Origin of the sequence: Erwinia sp. Leaf53 (genome assembly GCF_001422605.1) — a bacterium.
GTDB lineage: Bacteria > Pseudomonadota > Gammaproteobacteria > Enterobacterales > Enterobacteriaceae > Erwinia.
Genome location: NZ_LMLK01000026.1, coordinates 59,890 through 84,807, shown reverse-complemented (window position 1 = coordinate 84,807; position 24,918 = coordinate 59,890). Strand labels below are relative to the sequence as shown.

At 59.2% G+C, this 24,918-nt stretch carries 16 protein-coding genes and 1 pseudogene; all 17 read left to right on the top strand.

Features of this window, described 5'->3' with window-relative positions; genetic code table 11:
• The first annotated feature begins 67 nt into the window (after nt 1-67).
• Complete coding sequence (tssF, locus tag ASF13_RS21215) at nt 68-1,837, top strand: type VI secretion system baseplate subunit TssF (RefSeq protein ID WP_056241401.1); 1,770 nt, start codon at nt 68-70, stop codon at nt 1,835-1,837.
• Complete coding sequence (gene tssG / locus ASF13_RS21210) at nt 1,801-2,883, top strand: type VI secretion system baseplate subunit TssG (RefSeq protein ID WP_056241396.1); 1,083 nt, start codon at nt 1,801-1,803, stop codon at nt 2,881-2,883. Before tssF ends, tssG begins: the two co-directional genes overlap by 37 nt.
• Nucleotides 2,884-3,041: 158 nt before the next feature.
• Nucleotides 3,042-3,560 (top strand): type VI secretion system lipoprotein TssJ, encoded by a 519-nt coding sequence (tssJ, locus tag ASF13_RS21205; protein ID WP_056241394.1) that lies wholly within the window; start codon nt 3,042-3,044, stop codon nt 3,558-3,560.
• Nucleotides 3,561-3,564: 4 nt separating this feature from the next.
• Nucleotides 3,565-5,945 (top strand): annotated as a pseudogene (locus ASF13_RS25215) (type VI secretion system Vgr family protein).
• 14 nt (nt 5,946-5,959) lie between these two features.
• The gene (locus ASF13_RS21195; RefSeq protein ID WP_056241390.1) at nt 5,960-7,927 is read left to right on the top strand and encodes a DUF3289 family protein; all 1,968 of its coding nucleotides are present in this window, start codon (nt 5,960-5,962) and stop codon (nt 7,925-7,927) included.
• Nucleotides 7,924-8,400 (top strand): DUF943 family protein, encoded by a 477-nt coding sequence (locus tag ASF13_RS21190; RefSeq protein WP_056241386.1) that lies wholly within the window; start codon nt 7,924-7,926, stop codon nt 8,398-8,400. The genes ASF13_RS21195 and ASF13_RS21190 overlap by 4 nt, the downstream gene beginning before the upstream one ends.
• Before the next feature lie 324 nt (nt 8,401-8,724).
• Nucleotides 8,725-9,819: a type VI immunity family protein gene (locus tag ASF13_RS21185; RefSeq protein WP_235515091.1), complete on the top strand. Its 1,095-nt coding sequence runs from the start codon at nt 8,725-8,727 to the stop codon at nt 9,817-9,819.
• A gap of 89 nt (nt 9,820-9,908) precedes the next feature.
• On the top strand, nt 9,909-10,529 hold the full coding sequence (locus tag ASF13_RS24115) for a Tox-REase-5 domain-containing protein (RefSeq protein ID WP_235515089.1): 621 nt from the start codon (nt 9,909-9,911) through the stop codon (nt 10,527-10,529).
• An 89-nt stretch (nt 10,530-10,618) separates the two neighbouring features.
• Nucleotides 10,619-11,392 carry an Imm52 family immunity protein gene (locus tag ASF13_RS21175; RefSeq protein ID WP_056241380.1) on the top strand — a complete coding sequence of 258 codons (774 nt, stop codon included), beginning with the start codon at nt 10,619-10,621 and terminating at the stop codon, nt 11,390-11,392.
• 399 nt (nt 11,393-11,791) lie between these two features.
• A complete protein-coding gene (locus ASF13_RS21170; protein WP_056241377.1) occupies nt 11,792-16,201 on the top strand; it encodes a bifunctional nitrate reductase/sulfite reductase flavoprotein subunit alpha in 4,410 nt (1,469 codons plus the stop codon).
• 101 nt (nt 16,202-16,302) lie between these two features.
• Nucleotides 16,303-17,643 carry an LLM class flavin-dependent oxidoreductase gene (locus ASF13_RS21165; RefSeq protein WP_056241375.1) on the top strand — a complete coding sequence of 447 codons (1,341 nt, stop codon included), beginning with the start codon at nt 16,303-16,305 and terminating at the stop codon, nt 17,641-17,643.
• 335 nt (nt 17,644-17,978) lie between these two features.
• Nucleotides 17,979-18,458: a GNAT family N-acetyltransferase gene (locus tag ASF13_RS21160; protein ID WP_056241372.1), complete on the top strand. Its 480-nt coding sequence runs from the start codon at nt 17,979-17,981 to the stop codon at nt 18,456-18,458.
• Between the two features lie 323 nt (nt 18,459-18,781).
• Nucleotides 18,782-21,178, top strand: a complete 2,397-nt coding sequence (locus ASF13_RS21155; RefSeq protein ID WP_056241367.1) for a TonB-dependent receptor domain-containing protein — start codon at nt 18,782-18,784, stop codon at nt 21,176-21,178.
• A 216-nt stretch (nt 21,179-21,394) separates the two neighbouring features.
• Entirely contained in the window at nt 21,395-22,093 is a 699-nt protein-coding gene (locus tag ASF13_RS21150) for a FadR/GntR family transcriptional regulator (protein WP_056241364.1), read from the top strand.
• Nucleotides 22,090-22,971 carry a 2-dehydro-3-deoxygalactonokinase gene (locus ASF13_RS21145; RefSeq protein WP_056241361.1) on the top strand — a complete coding sequence of 294 codons (882 nt, stop codon included), beginning with the start codon at nt 22,090-22,092 and terminating at the stop codon, nt 22,969-22,971. The genes ASF13_RS21150 and ASF13_RS21145 overlap by 4 nt, the downstream gene beginning before the upstream one ends.
• Entirely contained in the window at nt 22,955-23,572 is a 618-nt protein-coding gene (locus ASF13_RS21140) for a 2-dehydro-3-deoxy-6-phosphogalactonate aldolase (protein WP_056241357.1), read from the top strand. Before ASF13_RS21145 ends, ASF13_RS21140 begins: the two co-directional genes overlap by 17 nt.
• Nucleotides 23,569-24,717 carry a galactonate dehydratase gene (gene dgoD, locus ASF13_RS21135; protein ID WP_056241354.1) on the top strand — a complete coding sequence of 383 codons (1,149 nt, stop codon included), beginning with the start codon at nt 23,569-23,571 and terminating at the stop codon, nt 24,715-24,717. The genes ASF13_RS21140 and dgoD overlap by 4 nt, the downstream gene beginning before the upstream one ends.
• Nucleotides 24,718-24,918: the final 201 nt, after the last annotated feature.

Sequence of the window (24,918 nt, the reverse complement as noted above, 5' to 3'; positions counted from 1 at the left end):
TGCAACCGGCTCAGACTCGGGGAACTGTGGCTGATGACATCTTTAATAACTCACTGGACCTGCAAACATGGATGATTTAACCCTGCGCTATTACGAGGCCGAAATGCGCTACCTGCGCGAGGCCGGTAAAGAATTTGCCCGTGCGCACCCCGATCGTGCAGCCATGCTGAATCTGGATAAAGCCGGGGCGCGCGATCCCTACGTCGAGCGCCTGTTTGAAGGCTTTGCCTTCCTGATGGGGCGGATGCGTCAAAAGCTCGACGACGATCTGCCGGAGCTGACCGAAGGGCTGGTTAGTCTGCTGTGGCCGCACTACATGCGCACCATCCCCTCGCTGGCGATCGTCGAGTTTTCTCCCGACTGGGCCAGCCTGCGCGAGGCCGGGACGCTGGAAGAGGGGTTTCCGATACTCTCCCGCCCGCTGGGGCCGCACAAAACCGCCTGTCAGTACCGCTCCACCCGCGCCATTTCGCTCCAGCCGCTGAATCTGGCGGGCGCCAGCCTGCACACCGAAACGGACGGCCGTTCCGCCATCCGCCTGCGTTTTGAGTGCCCGCTCAAGGTCGACTGGGCTAAAGCGGGGCTCAACGAGGTCGCCCTTTATCTCAATGCCGATGCCCCGGTCGCCTCCGCTCTGCACCTGGCGCTGACCCGCGGGGTCCATGCCACCTGGGCCCGCCACGGCGGTACGCACGGCGAACGCCGCGCATTCGACGGCTGGTGTAAGCCAATGGGCTTTGAGGAACAGGATCGTCTGTGGCCGAAAGGCGAGTCGACCTTCAGCGGTTACCAGCTGTTGCTGGAGTACTTCAGCTTCCGGCCGAAGTTTATGTTTCTGGCGCTGCACGGGCTGGACAACATTGGCCTGAATGCGACCAGCAGCTGGTTTGAAATCGACTTCGTGCTCGGCGAGGCCTGGTCGGCTGACCTGCCGTTTGAAACGGACAACTTCCGCCTGCACTGTGCGCCGGTGATTAACCTGTTCACGCTGGAGGCCGACCCGCTGACGCTGAACCCGCTGGACAATGAATACCTGCTGCGGCCGCTGCGAGTACAGGACGGCCACACCGAAATTTACAGCGTTGACGACATTCGCGGCACGGTGAAGCATGGCAACCATCGGTATGTGCCGTTTACCAGCTTCCGCCACCGGGGCGGCATGATGCGCCACGACGCGCCGGAGCGCTATTACCATACCCGCGTCAGGCGCGGCGGATCCGGTCTTTACGACACCTGGCTGATCCTCGGCGGCGGGGCGTTTGAGATCGAAAAACTGGCTGAAAAACCGGAATCGCTCTCGATGCGTATCACCGGCACCAACGGCCAGCTGCCGCGCAAGGCGCTGGAAAGCAGCCTGCTGGACCGGGTGGTAAAGGCCGGAAAAATCCCGGTTAAGGTGCTGAACCTCTCTGCGCCGACCCTGCCGCTTTATCCCCCGGCCAGCGATCGCTTCCACTGGCGGGTGATGAGCCACCTTGGGTCTAACTTCCTCAGCATGATGGACAACCCCGAGGTACTGCGCGGCACGCTGGCGCTGTATGACTGGAGCGACGATGAAATGAACCGTCGCCGTCTGGAGGCGATCGTCGCGGTGAAGCACCGGCTTATCCGCCGCTTCGAGCGCGGTTTTATGCTGCGCGGCGTGGATATTGAAGTCACCCTTAACGCCGATAACTTTGCCGGTGAGGGCGACGTGAATCTGTTCGGTGAAATGCTGCACCGCTTCTTTGCGCTGTACGCCGATATTCACCTTTTCAACCAGCTGACGCTGATACTACAACCAACAGGGAAACGACTGCGATGGAGCGAGAATCACAGCCAGCACGTACCGGGCTGACGCTGGCATTAAGCCGCAATATCTGGCGGGTGAACTTTTACCGGTTCTGCCAGCTGCTGGAGCAGGCAGAACCGGGGGCACCACTGCTGGGGGCAACCAGCCATCCGGGAACTGACCAGGTGCGCTTTCGCCCGTGGCCGGGCATGGGGTTCCCGGTCAGCGAACTGAAGCAGGTGGAAACCGACGACGAACGCCCGGATCTGGCCCCCACCGTACGTACGACCTTTCTCGGGATGTATGGCGTGGACTCGCCGCTTCCGGGTCCTTATCTGGACGATATCGCCCAGGGCCGGGAAGGCTATGAGGCGACCACCGCGTTTCTTGATATTTTCAGCCACCGCATCACCACCCAGTACTACCGCATCTGGCGCAAGTACGCTTACCCGGCCACCTTCGAGGCGGGCGGACGCGATGCAACCTCACAGTGTTTACTGGGGCTGGTGGGGCTGGGGATCCCCGGTACGGCAGAGCACGTTCACACCCCGTCATCCCGCTTTCTGGCGTTACTGGGCACCATGCGCCTGCCCACCCGCGGTGCTGAAGGGATCCGCGCGCTGGTCAGCCTGTTGGCCGCGAACACCCGCGCCATCGTCACGCCGCATGACCCGGTAAAAATCCCGATTGAACGGCGTGCCGGTCTGGCTCCCGGTCGCCGCGTGCCGCTGTCGCAGCGCGCCACGCTGGGTAGAACCGCGCAGGAGGCCGGCAGCCGCGTCCTGCTCCGGCTGGAGACGGAAGATCCGCAGGAGGCCGCAGGCTGGCTGCCGGGCGGGCACCACCATACCGACCTGCTGGCCCTGATGCGCGTTTATCTCGGCTATCGCAGCGACGCACGATTACGTCTTACCGTACCGGTCAGCCTGCTGCCGGAACCACGTCTCGGCCAGGCACGCCGTATCCAGCTCGGCCGCACCGGCCTGCTGGGGCTGAAAAACGGCAGGCTCAGCGATAACCGCGAAACCCTGACCGTCAGCCTGGGCTGCTATCAGGGTCTGCAGTGCGCGTCATTATCCCCGGCAGAAGACGGCCACTATCGTTTTGAATAATCACTCATCATCAGTCCCAAATTAATTCGGGTTGCGGAATGACAGCACGCGCGCAGGTTGCCGGAAACATCGCGAAGGCGGTAAGCAGGGCGCGTGAACGCCGCCAGCGTATCTGCAATTCTGCGATCTGATTTGCAGGGCATTAAAGGAATATCTTTATGGCTAAAGTAAACCGGGCGCTGACGCTGATCGCCTGTAGCCTGCTGGCAGGCTGCGGTCTGACCCAGTCCGTTACGGACGGCACGGTCAGCCTGACCAAAGCGATCTTCTACAAACAGATCAAAATACTGCATCTGGACTTTGTGCCGCGCGCTGCGGTCAACAGCGACGGCGAGCAGATGCCACTGGCGACCATGGTGCGCATTTATCAGTTGAAAGATCCGAAATCGGTGGAGACGGCGAACTATGCCACCCTGCTAAACAACGCGGATGCGGCGCTGAAGGACGACCTGTTAGCCTCACGTTCACTGCTGGTGATGCCGGACGGCAGCGTCACACTGGATATGCCGCTGGAAGAGCAGGCGAAGTTTGTGGCGGTGGTGGGGCTGTTTAATCGCCCCGATCGGCAGAATAACCGCTGGCGTCTGGTACTGAGGCGTGACGACCTCGATCCCGATAACGCACGCACCGTTGAGCTGGGCAACGGCTGGCTCAGTCTTGTCCCTTTGAAGGAGTAACCTGATGGAACAGGATAACTGGAACGCCCTGTTCGACCTCAGCACCCGCTTTACGCTTGAGATTACCGGCAGCCAACTGCGCCCGGACGTGCTGAACATCAAAGGCCGGGAGGCGCTGAGCGAGCCCTTCCGCTGGACCGTTGAGTTTACCACGCCGCCGGGGGATATCGCCCCGCAACAGGTGCTGATGAAGTTCGCCAGCCTGCGGATGCGCGCCGGCCGCGCGGTGCACGGCGTGCTGACCGCGCTGGAGCGGATTTCCGTCAGCCGCGACCAGTGGCACTGGCGCGTGACGCTCGAGCCCCGGCTGGCGCTGCTGTCGCGCACCCGGCAGTGTGCCGTCTTTCAGAACCTGTCGGTGCCGGAGGTGGTGGAGCAGGTGCTGCGGCACCACGGGCTGGCGGGGCCGGACTTTGAATTCCGCCTGTCGCGGACCTATCCCGACCGCGAGCTGATTACCCAGTGGCGCGAGACTGACCTTGAGTTTATCCAGCGGCTGCTCTCTGAGGTCGGCATCTGGTTCCGCTTTGAGATGAACGACGTCACGGAGCTGGAGGTGATGATTTTCGGCGACGGCCAGGCGCAGTACGCGTTTGACGTGCGGCTGCCGTACCGCGAGCCGTCCGGGCTGTATGACGGCGCGGCGGAGTCGGTGTGGGACGTGCGCACCTGGCATGAGGTGGTGACGGGAGGTGTGATGACGTGCGACGACAACTACCGCACGGCCGGCACGCCGATGGACGCCACGGTCAGCGTGCGCAGCGACGCCGTCACCACCGGCGAACACTACCGCTACGCCGCGCCGTTCCGGGAGGCGGGAGACGATGCCGACCCGCAACCCGCAACCGAATCCGGCGCGTTCTGTGCCGCCTCCACCACGAGCGCGAGCTGAACAAATCCGCCCGCGTTCACCTGTTCAGCAACGCCTCACACCTCTCTCCGGGCCAGGTGCTGGAGCCGCAGGGTGAGGTGATTAAGGCGCTGCGGGAGGGGGTGGTGCTCACCCTTGTAACCTTCTGGGCAACCCGCGACTCGCGGCTGCACGTCTCGCTGTGGGGGCAGCCTTATACCGAACGTTACTGCTTCCGCCCGCCGTGCCCCGCCCGCCCGGAAATCCACGGCACGCTGCCCGCGCGCATCGAGAGCCGCGAAAAGGGGGATATTTACGCCCACCTCGACGAATACGGCCGCTACCGGGTGCGAATGGATTTTGACCGCTCTGGCAGCGAACGGGGGTTTGCTTATCTGTGGCTGCGCATGGCCAGACCCTGCGCCGGGGAGGAGTACGGCTGGCACACGCCGCTGCTGGACGGCACGGAGGTGGCCGTCGCGTACGGCAACGGCGACATCGACCTGCCGTATATTTCCCACGCGATGCACGACGCTGAACGCCCGGACCATGTTGCCCGCGACAACCACACGCGCAACGTGCTGCGCACCCCGGCCAGCAACAAGCTGCGGATGGAGGACCGGCGCGGGCAGGAGCATATCAAACTGGCCACCGAATACGGCAAAACCCAGCTGAATACCGGGCACATCGTTGACGCGCAGGAACAGCCGCGCGGTGCCGGGGTGGAGCTGCGCACCGACGAGCACGGCACGCTGCGCGCGGCGAAGGGGCTGTTTATCAGCGCCGACGCGCAGCCGGATGCCGGGAACCAGGTGCCAGAGATAAACGCGGCGCTGAGAGACGAGGGTCAGGTGCTGAAAATGGATGCGGCGACGAAGGGCGGGAATCAGGTGCTGGATATGGATGCGGCCCTGAGGGAGATTGCACAGCTGGAGCACCAGCTGGCGCAGCTGAACCTGGCGGCGCAGCAGGCCGACGCGCTGAAGGCCGACACTGACGCACAGATAGCGATGTTTAACCAGCGGCTGAAGCCGCTCAACGAGGTGCTGCACTTCTCGGCTCCCGACGGGATGGCGTTTACCAGCGGCGAGGACCTGCAGCTGGCCGCCGCGCAGAACGTCATTATCAACGCCGGGGGCGACATCAGCGCGGGGGTGATGGGCAGTATGACGACGCTGGCCGGGGAGAAGCTGGGGCTGTTTGCCCGCACCGGCCCGCTGAGCCTGAAGTCCGGCGAAGGCCCGGTGGCGATGCAGGCGCAGAACGGCAACCTGCGCTTTTTTGCAGAAAAGAAGTTCACGCTGACCTCAACCGAAGAGATCCTGTTCGCCGGGAAAAAGCGCATCACCCTGATTGGCGGCGGCAGCTACCTGCGCATTGAGGAAGGAAAAATCGAGTACGGCACCACCGGCGTATACCTGCGGCGGGTGCGGCGTACGGCGAAGGGGGCGAAAGATGCCGTGGATATCAATTTTCCGTCTGTCGGCGGTGAAGTCAGCGATAGATCGGTTATTAAAAAATTCAATTTCTCATAATCAGGGAGCGACTCATGCATATATCACCACCGGTTATCTGGCCACGCCAGGCCGGGGAAAAGTACGCAGACTGGGTAATGCGCTGCATGCCCGTGGATCCGGAACGCAACTATCCCGTTAACCACCTGAAGGCATGGCACGGCGGAATTCACCTTCCACATCTCGATTTATCCGGGGTCGCCAACCCCGTGCGGGCGATTGCAGACGGCGTTATCGTATATGCGCGCCGTCCCTCGGAAAAACCGGACGATCTTCCGCTGGCCTACCAGGGGCGCACCGACGACGGTTGCGTGTTGATCCGGCATGAAATCCTTGTGGGTGACAGGCCGGTTCTCTTTACCTTCTATTCGCTTACCATGCATATGAAGCAGGTGCGCGGTGAAATACTGTCGAACGTCGGTCAAAAGGTGAAACGGGAGCAGATTCTGGGAACCGCCGGGTACGTTGACGGAAAGGGGGCCTTTCACTTTCAGATATGCTGTGAGCCAAAGATGCTGGAGGTGCTGAGCGGGCGCATTCACGGTGGGACGGATACGGCGAAACCGGGCAGGTCCGGGCCGGTTTATGGGAAAAGTTACTATTTTGCTCCGGCCGGAGTCTCGCTACATGCAGGGGATGCGTGGCTCAAGCCGAATAGCCCTGCCTACTGCATCAGCCTGCCGCTCTATATTACCGACGATGGCAGCAGAACGATCGCTTTTCACCGCCAGGCGGATGGCAGCTACATGCAGTCTGGCTCGACAGCAACCGTGCGGCATATTGTTGAACCTTCTGCAGCCATTAAAGGGGTAAAAACCTGGAGTGAATGGATACTCGTATCCGTCAGCGGACAGGAGGGCTGGATTGACGTCTCTTCAGCGGCTGTTAAAACCTATACCGATGCCGACCTACCGGACTGGGACGGCTGGTCTATCGTTGATGATGACCCGACGCCCGACAGCCAGTGTAATTCAAAGAGGATGGAGAAATGGCTGGCTGAGGCTGATGGCGCGCAGGGGGCTAAATTAATGAAGTCGATCTGTAAATTTCCATTCGAATGGAACTCAGCCACGATCGATACCCGCTTCAGCTGGGTGAAACATAAAAGTAAGGCCGCCCCGGATCCGCTGACCGCGGAAGAGTACAAAGTATTGACGAATTACATTGGCGCGCTGTGCTTCTTCGATAAACTGTCTGGCTCTGTTCAGGCTGAACTGAGCGGCGAAATCTGGCACTTTGAGCCGCGTGCTTTCATTACTCAGATCCAGAAGGCCGAGCGGCGCTTATTGTTTGAAACCAAAAATAATATGAACGATTTTACCGCCGATGATATGCAGCACGGGGATATGAGTAAGGAGCAGATCTTACAGCAGGGGAAGATAAAACTACTAACTCGGTTTGATTTTGATAAAACAGCAGAAGAACATTTTGCCGTCATGGAGCATATGGCAAGAATGACAGCAAAAGGAAAGTATGCGCCACTAATAGCAGCAATGATTGGTCAGTTCAAAAAAAACACAGGGGGTATTGGCCGGCACCAGTTATTGAATGAGGCTTTCCTTGAGCATAAAATGACCCGCGAATGCGTTGCTAAAATAAAATCGTACATTTCCAATGCACTAAGTCAAAATGGAGCATCTACTTTATCCTCAGGTGATATTAACGGGATTGAGAATAGTTTTATCAGGAAAGATATCGGTACTAAATTGCCAAAATTCGACGACTGGGACTGGCAGAATGGCCTTGGTATAACTGTTCACGATACTTTTGCAACCAGGATATTTCTTGATTATCTGAATATTGACAAGAAGAAATATAAAGGCAGACTTGTTTTTCATATCCAGGATCACTTTGGTCTCGATATTCCTGATTTAAACGGAAAGGGATTTGAATTCATATCATGGTTTTGCTCATGGTTTATATTACAAAGATACAATAAGTTAAATTTTAAACCATTTATTAATGAGGCGACATTCAGCTGGGACATAGAGGGATTTATATGAAGAAACCAAAAATTTGCATATTGATTTTTTTTTCGTTATTTTTGATTTGTATTGCTGTGCCGTATGTCTTGCCAGCAAGAGTCTCAAAGATTTATCAAGGTGTTTACTACGACAGTTTTAGGGACAAGAAATGTATGATCGCTGTAATTACAGTAGATAATCAGCCATTTACAAAAAAAGGGGTTTTGAAATTATGGAGGAAAGAAAGAAAATCTCTGAAAGAGAAAAGTGTGCTTTTGGAGAATAAATGCGATGAAATATTTTTTGCCAAAAATAAATTTGTCAGGCCTTACAGCTCTCAGGAACTGAAATATTGGATGGGTGATAATCAAATTTGCATGAGAGGTGTTGTAAATGGTAGGTGCATTAATAATTCCGATGTTTTTATGACGATATCTTTTGAGAAATCATTTAATGAAAACCTGGTAATTGACAAATATCAAGGTAGAGATATTTACATTTCCTACAGGTAGGAGTTAAAGCCATAAGTAAGGAAGCGCGGAAACAGGAGCGCGCCGCTGGATTCCTCGGGGCTTTACTGGCAGGGCCAATACTGGTTATTCCGGCAACGGCTGGAGCGGGAGCAGCGACAGCGGCTGCCGGGGAAAGCCTGAGGGGCATGACTGGCAGCACCGCCGTGCGATATGCCAGAACCGTCGCCACCTTTCTGCTCCCAGCTGCTGGCAGCAGCAGGGCAACCGCAGCATCAGCTGATAAGCAGCAACCGTCTGCCACTTCATCATCTGACCTGAAGCAGAGTCAGGATTTTGTCTATTGGCCGGATTAGGAGAAAAATAATGGATTTTTTTGAAATATTTAAGCAGGCCGAATATGAATTTACCTATGGTACAGAAGATGATCCAGAGCACCATAATGCACTCCAGGTCGGGCTGGTGGCGTGGTTCTACCTCGATAAAGGTTATACCCAAGAAAACCGGGCACGGATAGCCGAGGCGTATCAGCTTTACCACAATGAATATGGCGAGAAGTTGAAATGGGGCTACATTGACGAACCAAATAAAGATCTGGATTATAGCAGTATCTCTCCTAAAGAATTTAAAAGAACTATCATTAATAGTTTTGGTGATGATTTTTACTTTCATTGGTATTCTGATAAGGGATTCCGCTATGCCAGTAACTATTATGTAAGTGCAGGTTCGCCAGTTGGGTGGTATGAATCAATACACAGGCCAGTAAGTTATTTCTGCTTTTACCTACCGGTATCTGAAATTAGGGGTGTGGCTCGTATGGAAAAAATCACTTCACTATTTTGTGAAATATTACAACCTATTCATGGTTTGATGTGGTTGGGTATGCAGCAGTGTCAGGAAAGAGAGCGATACCAGCATCTTGAATATGAAATAGGGAGTAGTTTTTTGGGGGTTGATATTCCCTGCTCTTATATAAGCAAATGCCTGAGGGCAGGTATGCGCTCAGTCAACTGGTATACACTTTTCAACAATGAATGGATGGAAAATTTAGGAGGGATGAGCTATCTGTGTGGCGCACTTAATGATCCGGCGATTAAAATCAATCCTTATAAGGGCAGCGTCATTATCCAGGCCGGTGAATACCCGGAGCTGGGTTGGGTTAATGATAATCCCTACCCGGAGCTTTACGTCAAAGTAAACAAAGTCTTGAAACTCATAAGAGCACCAAAAATCGGCAGCCTGGGTTATGGCTCAATTGCCGGTGAAATTCGTTTTGACAAAAACTCCACCGCTAAATGGTTATCACGCTTTGACGTCGATCTCCCGTCTCTGGCCACCGTTCCGGCAGCCAAAGATCCAGTGCGCATTACCTGCTGGACCGATGATATTGCACCTCACGCCGGGCAATGGGCGGCAATTGTGGATGGTGCCACCGGATATATCCAGACGCGTGAAGGGTAAAAGATGCCGGAGTATGAGGACAAATACGGTAAAAACCACCGCGCCTGCTGGTCACTGCTAAAACGTGATGATAAAGCGAGGTGGGCAGGATGCGCTATCCCGCACTGGACGGACACGATGGCTGGGACAATGACGGTTCGTCCGGCCCCGGCGCACGTGACGCCACCCGTGACGGTTCCCGTAGCGGCACCCGGGGCACGCCTGCTGATAACGATGGCTTTACCGTGCAGGGAAAGCTCTACGACCCGATACTCGAAAAGCCGATGGTGGTCAGCGCGGAAACCCACGGTGACTTTTGGGAAGACGATATGGATTATTCGGAGTCGGTGGTCACTGACGGTAGCGAAACCCGGGCAGACGGCCGGACAGAAGTGGATGATAAAACCTGCCAGGGCTGCCCGCCGGAGGGAAAAGTGGCCCCGATGGTGCGCCGCTGCGCGCGCTGGAGCGAGGTGACCATCAGCTACCAGACGCGCATCTGCGGCACCTTCTATAACCCGGAGACACAGCAGATCCAGGAATTTACATACTGCGGCGTGTCGTTCGACGGCTGGAAACGAATGCTGTGCCAGTTCTGGGAGGCGAAGGCGCGGTACGATCAGTTTTTCAGGGAAGATGGAACAAGGAAACAATGGTGGAAAGGATATCGAAGCGCTATTAATCAAGCCAGACGACATCAGATGGTAGCAACTATGAATATCCCTGTATAAATACAGTGGTTTTTTATGCAACCTCTCAGCTATAAGTTTTTCTCAACTATTTTTCGTGAAATGAAGGACATTAATGTGAGATATCAACCATGAAAATGAATTTTATGATAGAAAAAAAGATGGGATGGAAATCGGCTATAACACCTGAAGAGCTTCTTCATCTCTTTCGAGAAATATCCCATAACCTTGACTGCATGTTGAAGACAAAAAAGCAGTGGTATGAACAAGGTTCCTCACGAAAGCAGGCGTTGAAAAATCAGGTTTTTAGCGATACTGCCTTTTCTGAAAAGACCTTGCTACGATGGGGGAAAGAATACCAAAAGGATTATCCGTATTGGGGGGGGATATGGGACGGAGGGCCAGATGATGACAGTGCGGCAATTGAATGTTATGCCTCTTACTCCAGCGCCAAACGAAGAGAAAACCCATTAAGTCTGATGATTAATTTTGATTGTGATTTTTCATGTATTAACTTTCACGTCGATAGCCTTTTGAGATTCTTGCAGTTTATTTTAAGATTTGATGATAGCTGTACTCATCTTCACGTTGAGTCAGGGGGGTATGGCTTTTTAGATGTCATAAAAAATAAAAATGGTTATTCAGATAAATATAAGAAGGTCTTTCCGGACAGGATACCCTGTGGTTGGATGTTGTATATTCCTGCAGTTATTTTAGCTGAGTTGATCCCGGAAGCAGCCAGAGTAGTACCTGTTTTAAACGAAGGGGGGACACAAAAAGGCACCATCATCGTCTCTACTGAAGACGTATTCGATGGTTCAAAAAAAGAGCACATTGATAAGTCCAACGATATTGAAATACGCTTACTCGATCTCGGGTTGCTGCCGTTGATGACTGAGCTTTAGTGCCGTGATGATTCGGTACTGAGCTTCATAAACCGAACCATTAGCTGGTGTTCTCAACCTTATCAATTGGACGATGATGACTCACTCGCTTATGTCACGTCTGTTGCCACCCGTGACGGTTCCTGCAGCAGCAGACGGGGCACAAGGGATAAAATCAAAGTCAGTCTTCTCCATTCCGTAACGCCCACTTGCAGCTTTATAAGGCACAACTGCCCTGAATAAGTGCAGGTTACCCCGGTTATCACTGTCTTAACGCGTCTACCAGGTGTTTCCCCCCTGGTACGCTTCTTGCACCCCTGACAATAAAGGTCGCTCAACGGTGAGTGGCCGCACTGCAACGGCGCTGTTTTGCTCTCCTGGCGGAGGGTAAACGGCGCTTTTTTGTTTTCAGGGGGCGGGATGAGCAATAACCGGACGGTGCGCAGCGCGTGCCCGTACTGCGGCGTGGGGTGCGGCATTGTGATGCAGGTGGAGGCGGGGTGCATCACCCGCGTCAGCGGCGATAAGCAGCACCCGGCTAACGCCGGTAAGCTGTGCAGCAAAGGCAGCAGCAGCCATCTGCCGGTCAGCGACGCCGGGCGTATGCAGCGGGCGTGGCTGCGCGAGGATCGGCAACGTGAGCCGTTGCCCACCGCGATGGACGCGGCGATTAGCGCCACCGCCGGCCGCCTGCGCGCGATCCTCGACAGGGACGGGCCGGACGCCATCGCGCTGTACGTCTCCGGCCAGATGTCGCTGGAGGCGCAGTACCTCGCTAACAAACTGGTGAAGGGCTTTATCGGCAGCCAGCATATCGAATCCAACTCCCGGCTCTGTATGGCCAGCGCCGGCAGCGGTTACAAACTGTCGCTGGGGTCGGACGGGCCGCCCGGCTCTTACGACGATTTTGGCCTCGCCGATCTGTTTCTGGTTACCGGGGCCAATATGGCCGACTGCCATCCGATCCTGTTTATGCGCATGATGGAGCGGGTACGCCAGGGGGCGAAGCTGATCGTGGTCGACCCACGACGCACCGCCACCGCAGAGAAGGCCGACCTGCACCTGGCGATTCGTCCCGGCAGCGATCTGGCGCTGCTTAACGGGCTGCTGCATCTGCTGGTTAAGAACGCCGCCGTCGACGAAGCCTTTATCGCACAGTTCACCCGCGGCTGGCAGGCGATGCCCGACTTTCTCAGCGACTATACGCCCGGGCGGGTGGCGCAGATCACCGGTCTGGCGCAGGCCGATATCGAGCTGGCCGCGCGCTGGATAGGCGAGGCGGCCGAATGGATGAGCTGCTGGACCATGGGCCTCAACCAGAGCACCCACGGCACCTGGAGCACCAACGCACTGTGCAACCTGCACCTTGCAACCGGTAAAATCTGCCGCCCCGGCAGCGGGCCGTTCTCGCTGACCGGCCAGCCCAACGCGATGGGCGGGCGCGAAATGGGCTATATGGGGCCGGGCCTGCCGGGGCAGCGCTCGGCGCTCAACGCGGAGGATCGCGCCTTTGTTGAGCAGCAGTGGCGGCTGCCGCCAGGCACGCTTCGCAGCGAAGGCGGCGGTGGCACCCTCGCGCTGTTCGAGCAGCTGCGGGCCGGGGCGATCAAAGCCTGCTGGATTATCTGCAGCAACCCGGTGGCCAGCGTGCCCGACCGTGACCGGGTCATTGAGGCGCTGCAGGCGGCCGAGCTGGTTATCGCCCAGGACGCCTTTCTCGATACCGAAACCAACCGCTATGCCGATATCCTGTTGCCCGCCGCGCTGCACGCCGAAGCGGAAGGGGTGATGATCAACTCTGAACGCAGCCTGACGCTGATGCAGCAGGCGGTGGCACCGCCCGGCGAGGCGTTGCCCGACTGGCAGATTATTGCCCGCGTCGCCTGTGAAATGGGCTTTGCCGACGCCTTCAGCTACCAGAGCGCGGAGCAGGTGTTTGACGAGATCCGCCGGTTCCACAACCCGGCCACCGGCTACGATCTGCGCGGTGCCAGCTATGCGCGGCTGCGGCAGCAGCCGCTGCAGTGGCCGTGCCCGCCGGACGACCCGCAGGATCGTCATCCGCTGCGCTACCTGAATCAGGGCATCAGCCAGACCCTGCGCATGGCAGAGGACGGCAGCACGCCGCGCCTGAATTTCGCCACCCCTGACGGCCGCGCCTGTTTCTTTACCCGCCCGCATCAGGACCCGGCCGAGATGCCCGACGACGACTATCCGTTTCTGCTGAATACCGGCCGCGTGCAGCATCAGTGGCACACCCTGACCAAAACCGGCAAGGTGGCGACGCTGAACAAACTCAATCCGGGACCCTTTATTGAGGTGAACCCGCAGGATGCCGCACGGCTGGCGCTGAAAAATGGCGATCCGCTGAGCATCCGGTCGCGACGCGGCGCGGCGGTGCTGCCGGTCAGCGTCAGCGATCGCGTGCAGCCCGGCTGCTGCTTTGCCCCATTCCACTGGAACGATCTCTACGGCGAGCAGCTGGCGATTAACGCCGTGACCAGCGACGCCGTCGACCCGATCTCGTTGCAACCCGAGCTGAAATGCTGTGCGGTCAGCCTGCAGCGGGTGGAGACGGGCATTAACAGTGACACTGTCACTAAGGGTGCCGCCAGCATCGCCACCTTTACAGGTTCCGTGAATACTACTAACGCTGCGGATGCCGCTAATGCCACCAGTACCATTAACGCTGCTGGTGCTGCCAGCGCGATTAGAACCGCTAACGCTGCGGGTGTCGCCAGTGCCACCCGTACCGCTAATGCTGTAAATACGGCCCACGCAGCCAGCACCGCTAATGCTCTGAATACGGCTCACGCAGCTAACAGCGTTAACACCATCGCGCACCACACCGGAGGACCTGACATGACTGCGATCGAGGCTTTTACCCGCTTGCTGGCGGTTCAGGAGATGCCCGCACCGGTATTTGCCCCGCATGAGCAGCGCTGGCTGGCCGGGTTTATCAGCGGCCTGCACAATCGCCCTCAGGCCGGGGTGCCGCTGATGCCGAAGCACGCGCCGCTGACGGCTGATAACCGCCTGTGGCTGGACGGCGTGCTGGCAGGGTTGTTTGGTGGCCGTGACGACGATGGGATATCCGGCCACGCCGCACTGGCCGCCGCTGACGCGCGGTCCGTGGCCAGCAACGCTGCACCGGCCGCCGGCATTACGCTGCTTTACGCTTCGCAGACCGGCAACGCCGCCGGGCTGGCGGAGAGCTTTAGCGCGCAGCTGCGCGACGGCGGTCTTGCGGTGGCGCTGCACGAGATGGATCAGGCCCCGGCGGACTGTCTGCGTGCGGGCGAAACGCTGCTGCTGCTGACCAGCACCTTCGGCGACGGCGACGCGCCGGATAACGGTCAGCAGTTCTGGCAGCGGCTGCAGGCGCAAGATGAACCGCTCATCGGGCTGCGTTACGCGGTGCTGGCGCTGGGCGACAGCAGCTTCGATCGTTTCTGCCAGCACGGCCGCCAGCTGGATGCGCGCTTAACGCAGCTGGCCGCCACGCCGCTGCTGCCGCTAAGCGAGTGCGACAGCGACTATGCGCAGCCCGCCAGCGCCTGGTTTAACCAGCTGCTGCCGCTGCTGAGTCTTCACATCCCGGCAGTGTATACCCCCTCCGTCAGTAGCGTATCATCCGCCCCGGCGGTAGCCGGTGCAGCTGCATCATCCGGTATTTCATCCGTCCACGCAGCATTCACGCTAGCAGCATCAAATCCGGCCTTATCATCTGCTTCTCATTTCAGCAAAAGCCAGCCGTACCCGACAACCTTGCTGGACAACGCCTGCATCAGCGCGCCCGAATCAGCGAAGGAGACGCGGCTGATCCGCTTAAGTCTCGGGCCGCTGAGCTATCAGCCCGGCGACGCGCTGGGGGTCTGGCCGCGCAACTGCCCGCGGCTGGTCGATGAACTGCTGGCGCTGACCGGGCTGGACGGCGAACAGGCGGTCAGCGTGGCGGAGCAGGGCAAGTTGCCGCTGCGTGACGCATTGAGCCGCCACTATGAGATCGCCCGTCCGTCGCGTGAGACGTTAAGCCTGATTGCCGGGCAGCCGGGCAACGGCGCACTGCAACAGCGGCTGGCGCAGGGCGAGACGCTGAAGAGCTGGCTGTGGGGGCGGCAGCTGGCCGACGTGCTGGCCGAATTCAGCTGGCGGGGGGAGGCGACAACACTGCTGGCCAGCCTGAAACGGCTGCAGCCGCGCTTCTATTCGATCGCTTCCAGCCCGCTGGCGCATCCGGGCGAGATCCAGCTGACCGTTGCCACGGTGCGCTACGGCCAGCGCAAGGGCGTGGCCTCGGCGTGGCTGGCCGATCTGGCGCCTGGCGACGCGGTGGCGGTCTTTGTGCAGCCGACGCGTCACTTCCTGCTGCCGGAAGCGGGCGACGCGCCGCTGGTGATGATCGGCCCCGGTACCGGCATTGCGCCGTTTCGCGGTTTCCTGCATCACCGCCGCCTGCGCGGCGACAGCGGCAAAAACTGGCTGTTCTTCGGCGAGCAGCATCAGCACAGCGAGTTTTACTACCGCGGGGAGCTGGAGCAGATGCGGCAAAGCGGGCTGCTGACCCGGCTGAGCCTGGCGTTCTCCCGCGACCAGCCGCAAAAAATCTACGTGCAGGACCGGCTGCGCGAAGAGGGAGAAACCCTGTGGCGCTGGCTGCAGGAGGGGGCACGGCTCTACCTGTGTGGCGACGCCAGCCGCATGGCGAAAGACGTTGAGACGGCGCTGCGTGATATCGCCTGCCAGCACGGCGGTATGAATGCACAGCAGGCCGCCGGCTGGCTGCAGCAGCTGGCGCAGGAGAAACGCTTCCTGCGTGATGTGTATTAGCCGCAAACCGGCAATAGATTGCCGATATTGATATTTAATTTCCCGGCGTTTTTATGAAAATCTGGAGCCAGTTACCGCTATCAGGATCAGGGAGTTAGCCAATGAGCCAGACCAAACGCCGGATTAAACTGGGGTTAATGTTACAGGGAGCCGGTGGGTATATGAACTCCTGGCGCCACCACCGCGCGGCGGCGGACGCCAGCGTCAATATTGCCTGGAACCAGCAGCTGGCGAAAGACGCCGAAGCCGCCGGTTTCGATTTTCTGTTTGTGGCCGACGGCCTGCACATTAACGAAAAATCGCTGCCGCACTTCCTGAACCGCTTTGAGCCGATTGCGCTGCTCTCCTCGCTGACGGCGATCACCTCGCGCATTGGCCTGGCCGGCACCATCTCCACCTCCTACAGCGATCCCTTCACCGTGGCGCGTCAGCTGGCCTCGCTGGATCTGCTGAGCGGCGGCCGCGCGGGCTGGAACGTGGTGACCTCACCGCTGGAAGGCTCCGGGCGTAACTTTGGTAAAACCCACCCGCAGCACGCCGAACGCTACCAGATCGCTGAGGAGTATATTCAGGTGGTGCAGGGGCTGTGGGACTCGTGGGAAGATGACGCCTTCGTGCGCAACAAAGAGAGCGGCGTGTTCTTTGACGCGGCGAAGCTGCACGCGCTGAATCACAAAGGCGATTACTTCTCGGTGGCCGGCCCGCTGAATATCCAGCGTTCCGCCCAGGGGCAGCCGGTGGTGTTCCAGGCCGGCGCCTCGGATACCGGCATTGCGCTGGCGGCGAAAACCGCCGATGCGGTGTTCACCAACGCGCGTACGCTGGAAGAAGCGACGCTGTACGCACATAAACTGCAGCAGGCCGCAGAGCAGCACGGCCGCGCCGCGCCGGGGATCTTCCCCGGTATCAGCCCGATCGTCGGCCGCACCGAGGCCGAGGCCGAAGAGAAGTACCGCTATCTGCTGTCGCTGCTGTCGCTTGACGACGCGCTCAGCTACCTCGGCCGCTTCTTTGACCATCACGACTTCAGCCAGTATGACCCGGACGCGCCGTTCCCGGAGCTGGGCAGCCTCGGCGAGAACAATTTCCGCTCCACCACCGATCAGATTAAGAAGCTGGCGCGCGATGAAAACCTCACCCTGCGTGAAGTGGCCTACCGCACCACGGTGCCGAAGGGCGAGTTCTTCGGCACGGCGGAGCAGGTGGCCGACGCCTTTATCCGCTGGACGGAGCAGGGCGGTGCCAGCGGGTTTATCATCGCCGGGCCGGTGCTGAACGAAGCGCTGGAGGACATCACCCGCTACGTACTGCCGATCCTCGCCGAGCGCGGTTACTGGCAGGTTGACGACAGCACCCGCACGCTGCGCGGCCGCCTTGGCCTGCCGAAGCGCGCCAACCGCTATGCGGAAAACCGTCAGGCGGCACTGACCTCAGCAGAGTAATACGCCTGTGACGCTAATGCGCACCCCTTCAGGAGATGCCCCATTAGCGTCACGGCTTCGGCAACTTATCCGACAGCGTTTTACGTAACCAGCCACGCCACGCTAGCCGCATCCGACAGCGTTTTAGCACTGCAAGCTCTGATATAAGCGCCGACAGCGTTTCACGTTGCCGGGCTGCTGTCGTTGGCGCTAACGCCCTGTCTGCTGCCCGCGCACCCCTGGCCACACTACGCCTGTTGTGCCCACTCCGATCCATTACCTCAGATTCCTCTTCATTCCACCCCTCTCAGCCGTTATGCTGCCCGCCTGACAGTCAGTTACCCCAGGGAGTTACTATGAACACCGTTATCCGCCGTGCCACCCGTGACGATGCCGGGCTGATTCTGGCAATGATCGCCGAGCTGGCCGACTACGAAAAAGCGCTGCATGAAGTGGTCGCCAGCCAGCACGATATTGAGACCTCGCTGTTTGCCGCCGACAGCAAGTCGGAAGCGCTGATCTGTGAAATTGACGGGGAAGCAGCTGGTTACGCCGTGTTCTTCACCAGCTACTCCACCTGGCTTGGCAGGAACGGTATTTATCTGGAAGATCTCTACGTCAGCCCGCGTTTTCGCGGCCAGAAGGCGGGGAAAACCCTGCTGCGCCACATCGCGCAGCTGGCGGTAGAGCGCGGCTGCGGTCGACTGGAGTGGAGCGTGCTGGACTGGAACCAGCCGGCGATCGACTTCTATCTGAGCATCGGTGCCGCCCCGCAGGATGAGTGGGTGCGTTACCGTATGGAAGGGCAGGTGCTGCGCGATTTTGCCGCCGGCTGATCCCGCTACGGATGGCGTCTCACGCCGCCATCCTTCATCCGCATCAGCCATCAGCCATCAGCATCACGTAATCCTCTATCCGCTTTAATCAATCCGCCTTAAGCCACAACTCCCTCGCAATTTCCAGCCGCGCAACGGTTGACCAGCGCGAAAGTTCACTGCTTAAATGTAATATTTTGTGTCAATGGATTGATAAGCATTCTCGTTTGTATATGATGTCGCAAAATATAAAATGTTAGTTTCCCGCAGTAAATGTGGGCTTATGCACCTGTTAACCAAAGCAAATGTGGGCGAATACCAATAATTAAATCAGGGTATTTCGCATGCTCAACTTTTCATCCCGCAAGGGATTGCTGCACACGTCAATTGTTATGGCGATCGTCACCACCGCCGCCAGCGCTGCGTATGCCGCGCAGGCAGACAATGCCGTTGCCGCCAGCACCAGTAGCAACACCGCCTCCACGTCGAAGAGTGACGAAGCGCAGATCACCGTTACCGCACCGGCCGTTAAGCACGTTGCCGGCAGCGAGGTGAGCGTCTCTGCCGATGAACTGCGCCAGCGCGGCGGCAACGACTTCGGTTCCATCATGCGTTACCAGCCGCTGATCGGCGCGGTGGGCAGCAGCGGCGGCTCCAGCAGCGGCAAAAGCGGCTTTGATCGCGGCGGCTACACCGGCTACAACATCCGCGGCCTGGAAGGCAACCGCGTGGCGATCGACGTCGACGGCGTACCGCTGCCCGACGCCACCGGCCGCCCTTACGTCGGCCGCGCCGGCCTGAACACCTTCGGTATCGGCCGCGACTACATCGATCCTTACCTCTACGGCCGCGTTGATATTGAATCCGGGGCTACCCAGACCCAGCGCACCACCACCGCGCTGGGCGGCACCGTCTCCTTCGTACCGAAATCGGCCGATGACTATCTGACACCGGGCAAACAGACCTACTTCGGCTACCAGAGCGGTTATGACTCTGCCAGCCGCAGCTGGCAGAACGGCGTTACCGCCGCCGCCGGCGACGAGATCCTGCGCGGCCTGATCGCTTACAGCCGCCGTGACGGCCAGCAGACCCGCAATAACAGCGACGAGCTGGCGGCCTTCCCGGCCAACTGGCACTCCGACGCGCTGCTGGCCTCCGGTATCTGGCAGCCAAACGACGAGCACAAGCTGACGCTGGGCGGTGACTTCTACAGCAAGGTTAACCACACCCGCTATGACAGCTGGAATAACGCCGGAACGCTGATCGAGGGCGACGCCAACCAGCAGAGCAACAGCCGCCGCTGGGGTCTGAACCTGAAGGACGAGTGGACGCCGGCCAACGCCTGGATCGACAGCCTGAGCAACAAAATTGACTATCAGAACACCCAGGCGCACGACAACACGCTGCTGCCGGTGGCCGACTCCAGCCCGCTGCGCATGCAGCGCGTCTACTCCGACTACAACGTTGAGACCTGGGGCTATGAGGGGCAGCTGAGCAAAACGCTGGGCCGTCACGATCTGCTGGCCGGCCTCAACGCCCGTCTGTCCGATACCGAGCGCCCGTTCAGCGAGTCGCCGACGCCGGCCGCCAACAGCGCCGCCATCACGCGTCCGCAGAGCGACAGCCGCACCGTTGTTCTGGGTGGCTTTGTGAAGGACAGCATTAACTTCGATCTCGACGGTCACGGCTTTGCCGTGGTGCCGGGCGTGCGCGTACAGCATCAGAAAACCAAACCGCAAAATCTGGCGAGCATGGCTGAGGGTACCGCAGTGCTGACCCCGGCAGACGCCGAGAAGCTGTACGGTAAAGCCAACAGCGACACCCAGGTGCTGCCGTCAATCAGCTTCAACTACGACATCACGCCAGCGCTGATGACTTACGTTGAGTACCGCCGTGGCGCGCAGTTCCCGAACGCCACCCAGCTGTACGGCTCGTGGAACCTCGGCTCCAACTACGTGCCGGGCAACCGCCAGTATGCGCTGATCGGCAACACCGATCTGGATACCGAAACCAGCAACAACGTTGAGTGGGGTATCAAAGGCCAGGCGACCGAAGGCGTGGCGATTAACGGTGCGCTGTTCTACAACACCTACAAAAACTTTATCGCCACCACCCGCTATACCCGCGCCGGCGCGCCGGATAAGTTCACCAACCTGCCGTCCAACATCGCCACCATCTATCAGACCGAGAACCGCGATAAGGCCTATATCTGGGGCGGTCAGATTGGCGCTAAGGTTAACTACGGCACCTGGTTTAACGCGGTGGAAGGCCTGAGCAGCAGCTTCTCGCTGGGCTACAGCAAAGGGCAGGCGAAGTCCTCTTACAACGGCGACCGCTACGTCGATCTCGACAGCGTGGCACCGATGAAGGCCACCGTTGGCCTGGCGTGGAACGATCCGTCGCAGCGCTATGGTGCGGAAGTGATGGCCACCTTTGTGAAAGGCAAGAAGGCGGAAACGACCAACCGTGAAGGCTACCTCAACAACGGCGCGCCGATTACCGACGCCACCGCCGGTTATCAGCGGGTGCCGGGCTACGGCACGGTGGATATGACCGCGTGGGTGCAGGTGGCGAAAAACGTCCGCGTTAACGGCGGCGTCTACAACCTGACCGACCGTAAATACCGCGACTACCTGAGCAGCCGCGACCTGACCGGCGACACCCCACGTGACGTCGCTGACCAGGCGCTGGCCGTGCAGCCGGGCCGCAGCGTGCAGCTGGGGGTTAACGTCGACTTCTGACCCCGGCCGACATTTTGCCTCCCTTAAAAGATCGCTTCGGCGATCTTTTTTTATTCCTGAGAGGTGGATTGTATTTTTTGTGATCTGGATTGTAGTACAACTAATACAGATGGTACTACAATCACTCCCGCACCGCGCCTCAGGCCGCTGAGATCTGTGCAGCGCCGGTTCTCCGCGCTACGCTGCCGACTCATCGCCACTAACGGACTGAAAACTATGACGCAAGAGAGTCTGAGTAAAACGGAACGCATCATCCTGACGCTGGGTGAGGAGATCGTCACCGGCAAATACCTGCCCGGCGCGCCGCTGCCGTCCGAGGCGGACCTGTGTGAACAGTTCACCACCTCGCGCAACATTATTCGCGAGGTGTTTCGCTCGCTGATGGCGAAACGGCTGATTGAGATGAAGCGCTACCGCGGCGCGTTCGTCACCCCGCGCAACCAGTGGAACTATCTCGACAGCGACGTGCTGCAGTGGTCGCTCTCCAGCGACTACGATCCGCGGCTGATCGCAGCGATGAATGAGGTACGCGTGCTGGTTGAGCCGCAGGTTGCCCGCTGGTCGGCGGAGCGCGCCACCTCGGCGGATCTCGCCGCCATTGAGCAGGCCTACGGCGATATGGTGGCGCACCGCGAAGACCGCGACGCCTTTAACCAGGCCGATATCCGCTATCACGAAGCGGTTATGGCCTCGGTGCATAATCCGGTGTTGCAGCAGCTTAACGTGGCGATTGGCCAGCTGCAGCAGGCGGTGTTTACCCGCACCTTTATGCCGGATGAGGGCAACATGCCGCGCACGCTGGCCGAACACAAAGCGCTGTTTGACGCCATCCGCCACCAGGATGCCGACGCCGCCGAGCAGGCGGCCAAATCGATGATTGCCAGTTCAACGGCGCGACTTAAGGACGTTATGTGAGCAGCTATATTGCGATTGACTGGGGTTCGACCAACCTGCGCGCCTGGCACTATCAGCAGGATCGCTGCGTTGATCAGCGCCGCTCGGAGGCCGGCGTCACCCGCTTAAACGGCCGTACCCCCGCCGACGTGTTTGACCAGGTGACCGCTGGCTGGCCTGTCAGCGAGGTTCCGGTGGTGATGGCCGGTATGGTCGGCAGCAATGCCGGCTGGCTGCCGGTGCCGTATCTGGCCTGTCCGCTGCGGCTGGGCGAGATTGCGTCCCGCCTGACCCGGGTTGAGAACCGCGCGTGGATCGTACCGGGGCTGAGCGTCGAGCAGCCCGACAACCTTAACGTGATGCGCGGTGAAGAGACCCAGCTGCTCGGTGCCGTGGCGCTGGCCGCCGCCGACCTCTATGTCATGCCCGGCACCCACGCCAAGTGGGTGAGGGCGGAGGGCGACCGGGTGGAGACGTTTCGCACGGTGATGACCGGCGAACTGCACCACCTGCTGCTCAGCCAGTCGCTGGTCGGTGCCGGGCTGCCCGCACAGCGTGAGGACGCCGCGGCGTTTGCCGCTGGCCTGCAGATCGGCAGCGAGGATCGCTCGATCCTCTCACGGCTGTTTGAAGTCCGGGCCGCACACGTGCTGGGCCGCCGCGCGCCGGACACCATCAGCGAGTTTCTGTCCGGGCTGCTGATCGGCCACGAAGTGGCGACCCTGGCGGATCAGTGGGCCGTTACCCCGGCGCAGCCGCTGACGCTGATCGCCGGCAGCGCCTTGTCGCTGCGCTATCAGCAGGCGCTGCGCTTTATCGATCTGACCGTTAACCCGCTGGACGGCGACGTCGCCTTCCGGCACGGAATAAGGAGCATTGCCCATGCGCTGGCAAACTGAGCTGCCGCTAATCGCTATTTTACGCGGCATCCGCCCGCAGGAGGCGCAGGCGCATATCGCCGCGCTGATCGACGCGGGCTTTGATGCCATCGAGATCCCGCTTAATTCGCCGCAGTGGGAACAGAGCATTGCCGCCGCGGTCAGCGAATTTGGCGATCGCGCGCTGATCGGGGCCGGTACCGTGCTGCAGCCCGACCAGGTGGATCGGCTGGCCGCCATCGGCAGCCGGCTGGTGGTGACGCCAAACACCGACGCGGCGGTGATCCGCCGGGCGGTCGCCTGCGGCATGACGGTGGCCGCAGGCTGTGCCACCGCCACTGAAGCTTTTACCGCGCTGCAGGCCGGCGCACAGTCGCTGAAAATTTTCCCCTCCGCGGCGTTTGGCCCGGACTATATCAAAGCCCTGAAGGCGGTGCTGCCGCCGGAGGTGCCGGTGTTCGCCGTCGGCGGCGTCACCCCGGAAAACCTGCACCAGTGGCTGGCAGCAGGGTGCATCGGTGCCGGGCTGGGCAGCGATCTCTACCGTGCCGGGCAGCCGCTGTCGCGCACCGTTGACCAGGCACACGCATTTGTTGCCGCATATAAGGAAGCGTTACGATGAAAATAACCAAACTGACCACTTACCGCCTGGCACCGCGCTGGATGTTTCTGAAGATTGAGACCGATGAAGGCGTGGTCGGCTGGGGCGAGCCGGTGATCGAAGGGCGCGCGCGCAGCGTGGAAGCCGCGGTGCACGAGCTGTCGGAGTACCTGATTGGCCAGGACCCGGCCCGCATTAACGATCTGTGGCAGGTGATGTATCGCGGCGGCTTCTACCGCGGCGGCCCGATCCTGATGAGCGCCATTGCCGGTATCGACCAGGCGCTGTGGGATATTAAAGGCAAAGTGCTGGGGGTGCCGGTGTGGCAGCTGCTGGGCGGTCTGGTGCGCGACAAAATGAAAGCCTACAGCTGGGTAGGCGGTGACCGTCCGGCCGAGGTGATCGCCGGTATTAATAAGCTGCGGGCGATCGGCGTCGATACTTTTAAGCTTAACGGCTGCGAAGAGATGGGCATTATTGACAGTTCACAGAAAATTGACGCTGCGGTGAATACCGTAGCGCAGATCCGTGAAGCCTTCGGTAATCAGATTGAATTTGGCCTGGATTTCCACGGCCGCGTCAGCGCACCAATGGCAAAAGTATTAATTAAAGAGCTGGAGCCGTATCGCCCGCTGTTTATTGAAGAGCCGGTGCTGGCCGAACAGGCGGAATATTATCCGAAGCTGGCGGCGCAAACGCATATTCCTATTGCCGCCGGTGAAAGGATGTTTGACCGCTTTGAATTTAAACGCGTGCTGCAGGCCGGTGGCCTGGCGATTCTGCAGCCGGACCTGTCGCACGCCGGTGGGATTACCGAGTGCTATAAAATCGCCGCAATGGCGGAAGCCTATGACGTGGCGCTGGCTCCGCACTGCCCGCTGGGGCCGATTGCGCTGGCCGCCTGCCTGCACGTCGACTTTGTCTCGCGCAATGCGGTATTCCAGGAGCAGAGCATGGGCATCCACTACAACAAAGGGGCCGAACTGCTGGATTACGTGCTGAATAAAGATGATTTCAAAATGGATGACGGCCATTTCCATCCGTTGCAGAAGCCCGGCCTCGGGGTGGAAATTAATGAGGAACTGGTGACTGAACGCAGCAAACAGGCACCGGACTGGCGGAATCCGCTGTGGCGTCTGCCGGACGGCTCCGTCGCCGAGTGGTAATTGCCGTTACTGAATAAACAGTGAAAACAGATTAAAACAGCCTGTTAATAAAACAGGGACGGGATCGGCTGCGCCTCAGTCAGGCCGCACGACTGCTTCTGCACGCATCCGGCATGGCACAATAATAACCCACGGCGCATATTTAGCGCGGCAGGGTGGGCCATGCCGTTTTCAACACAACCTCTACCCGGTGCGCAACCC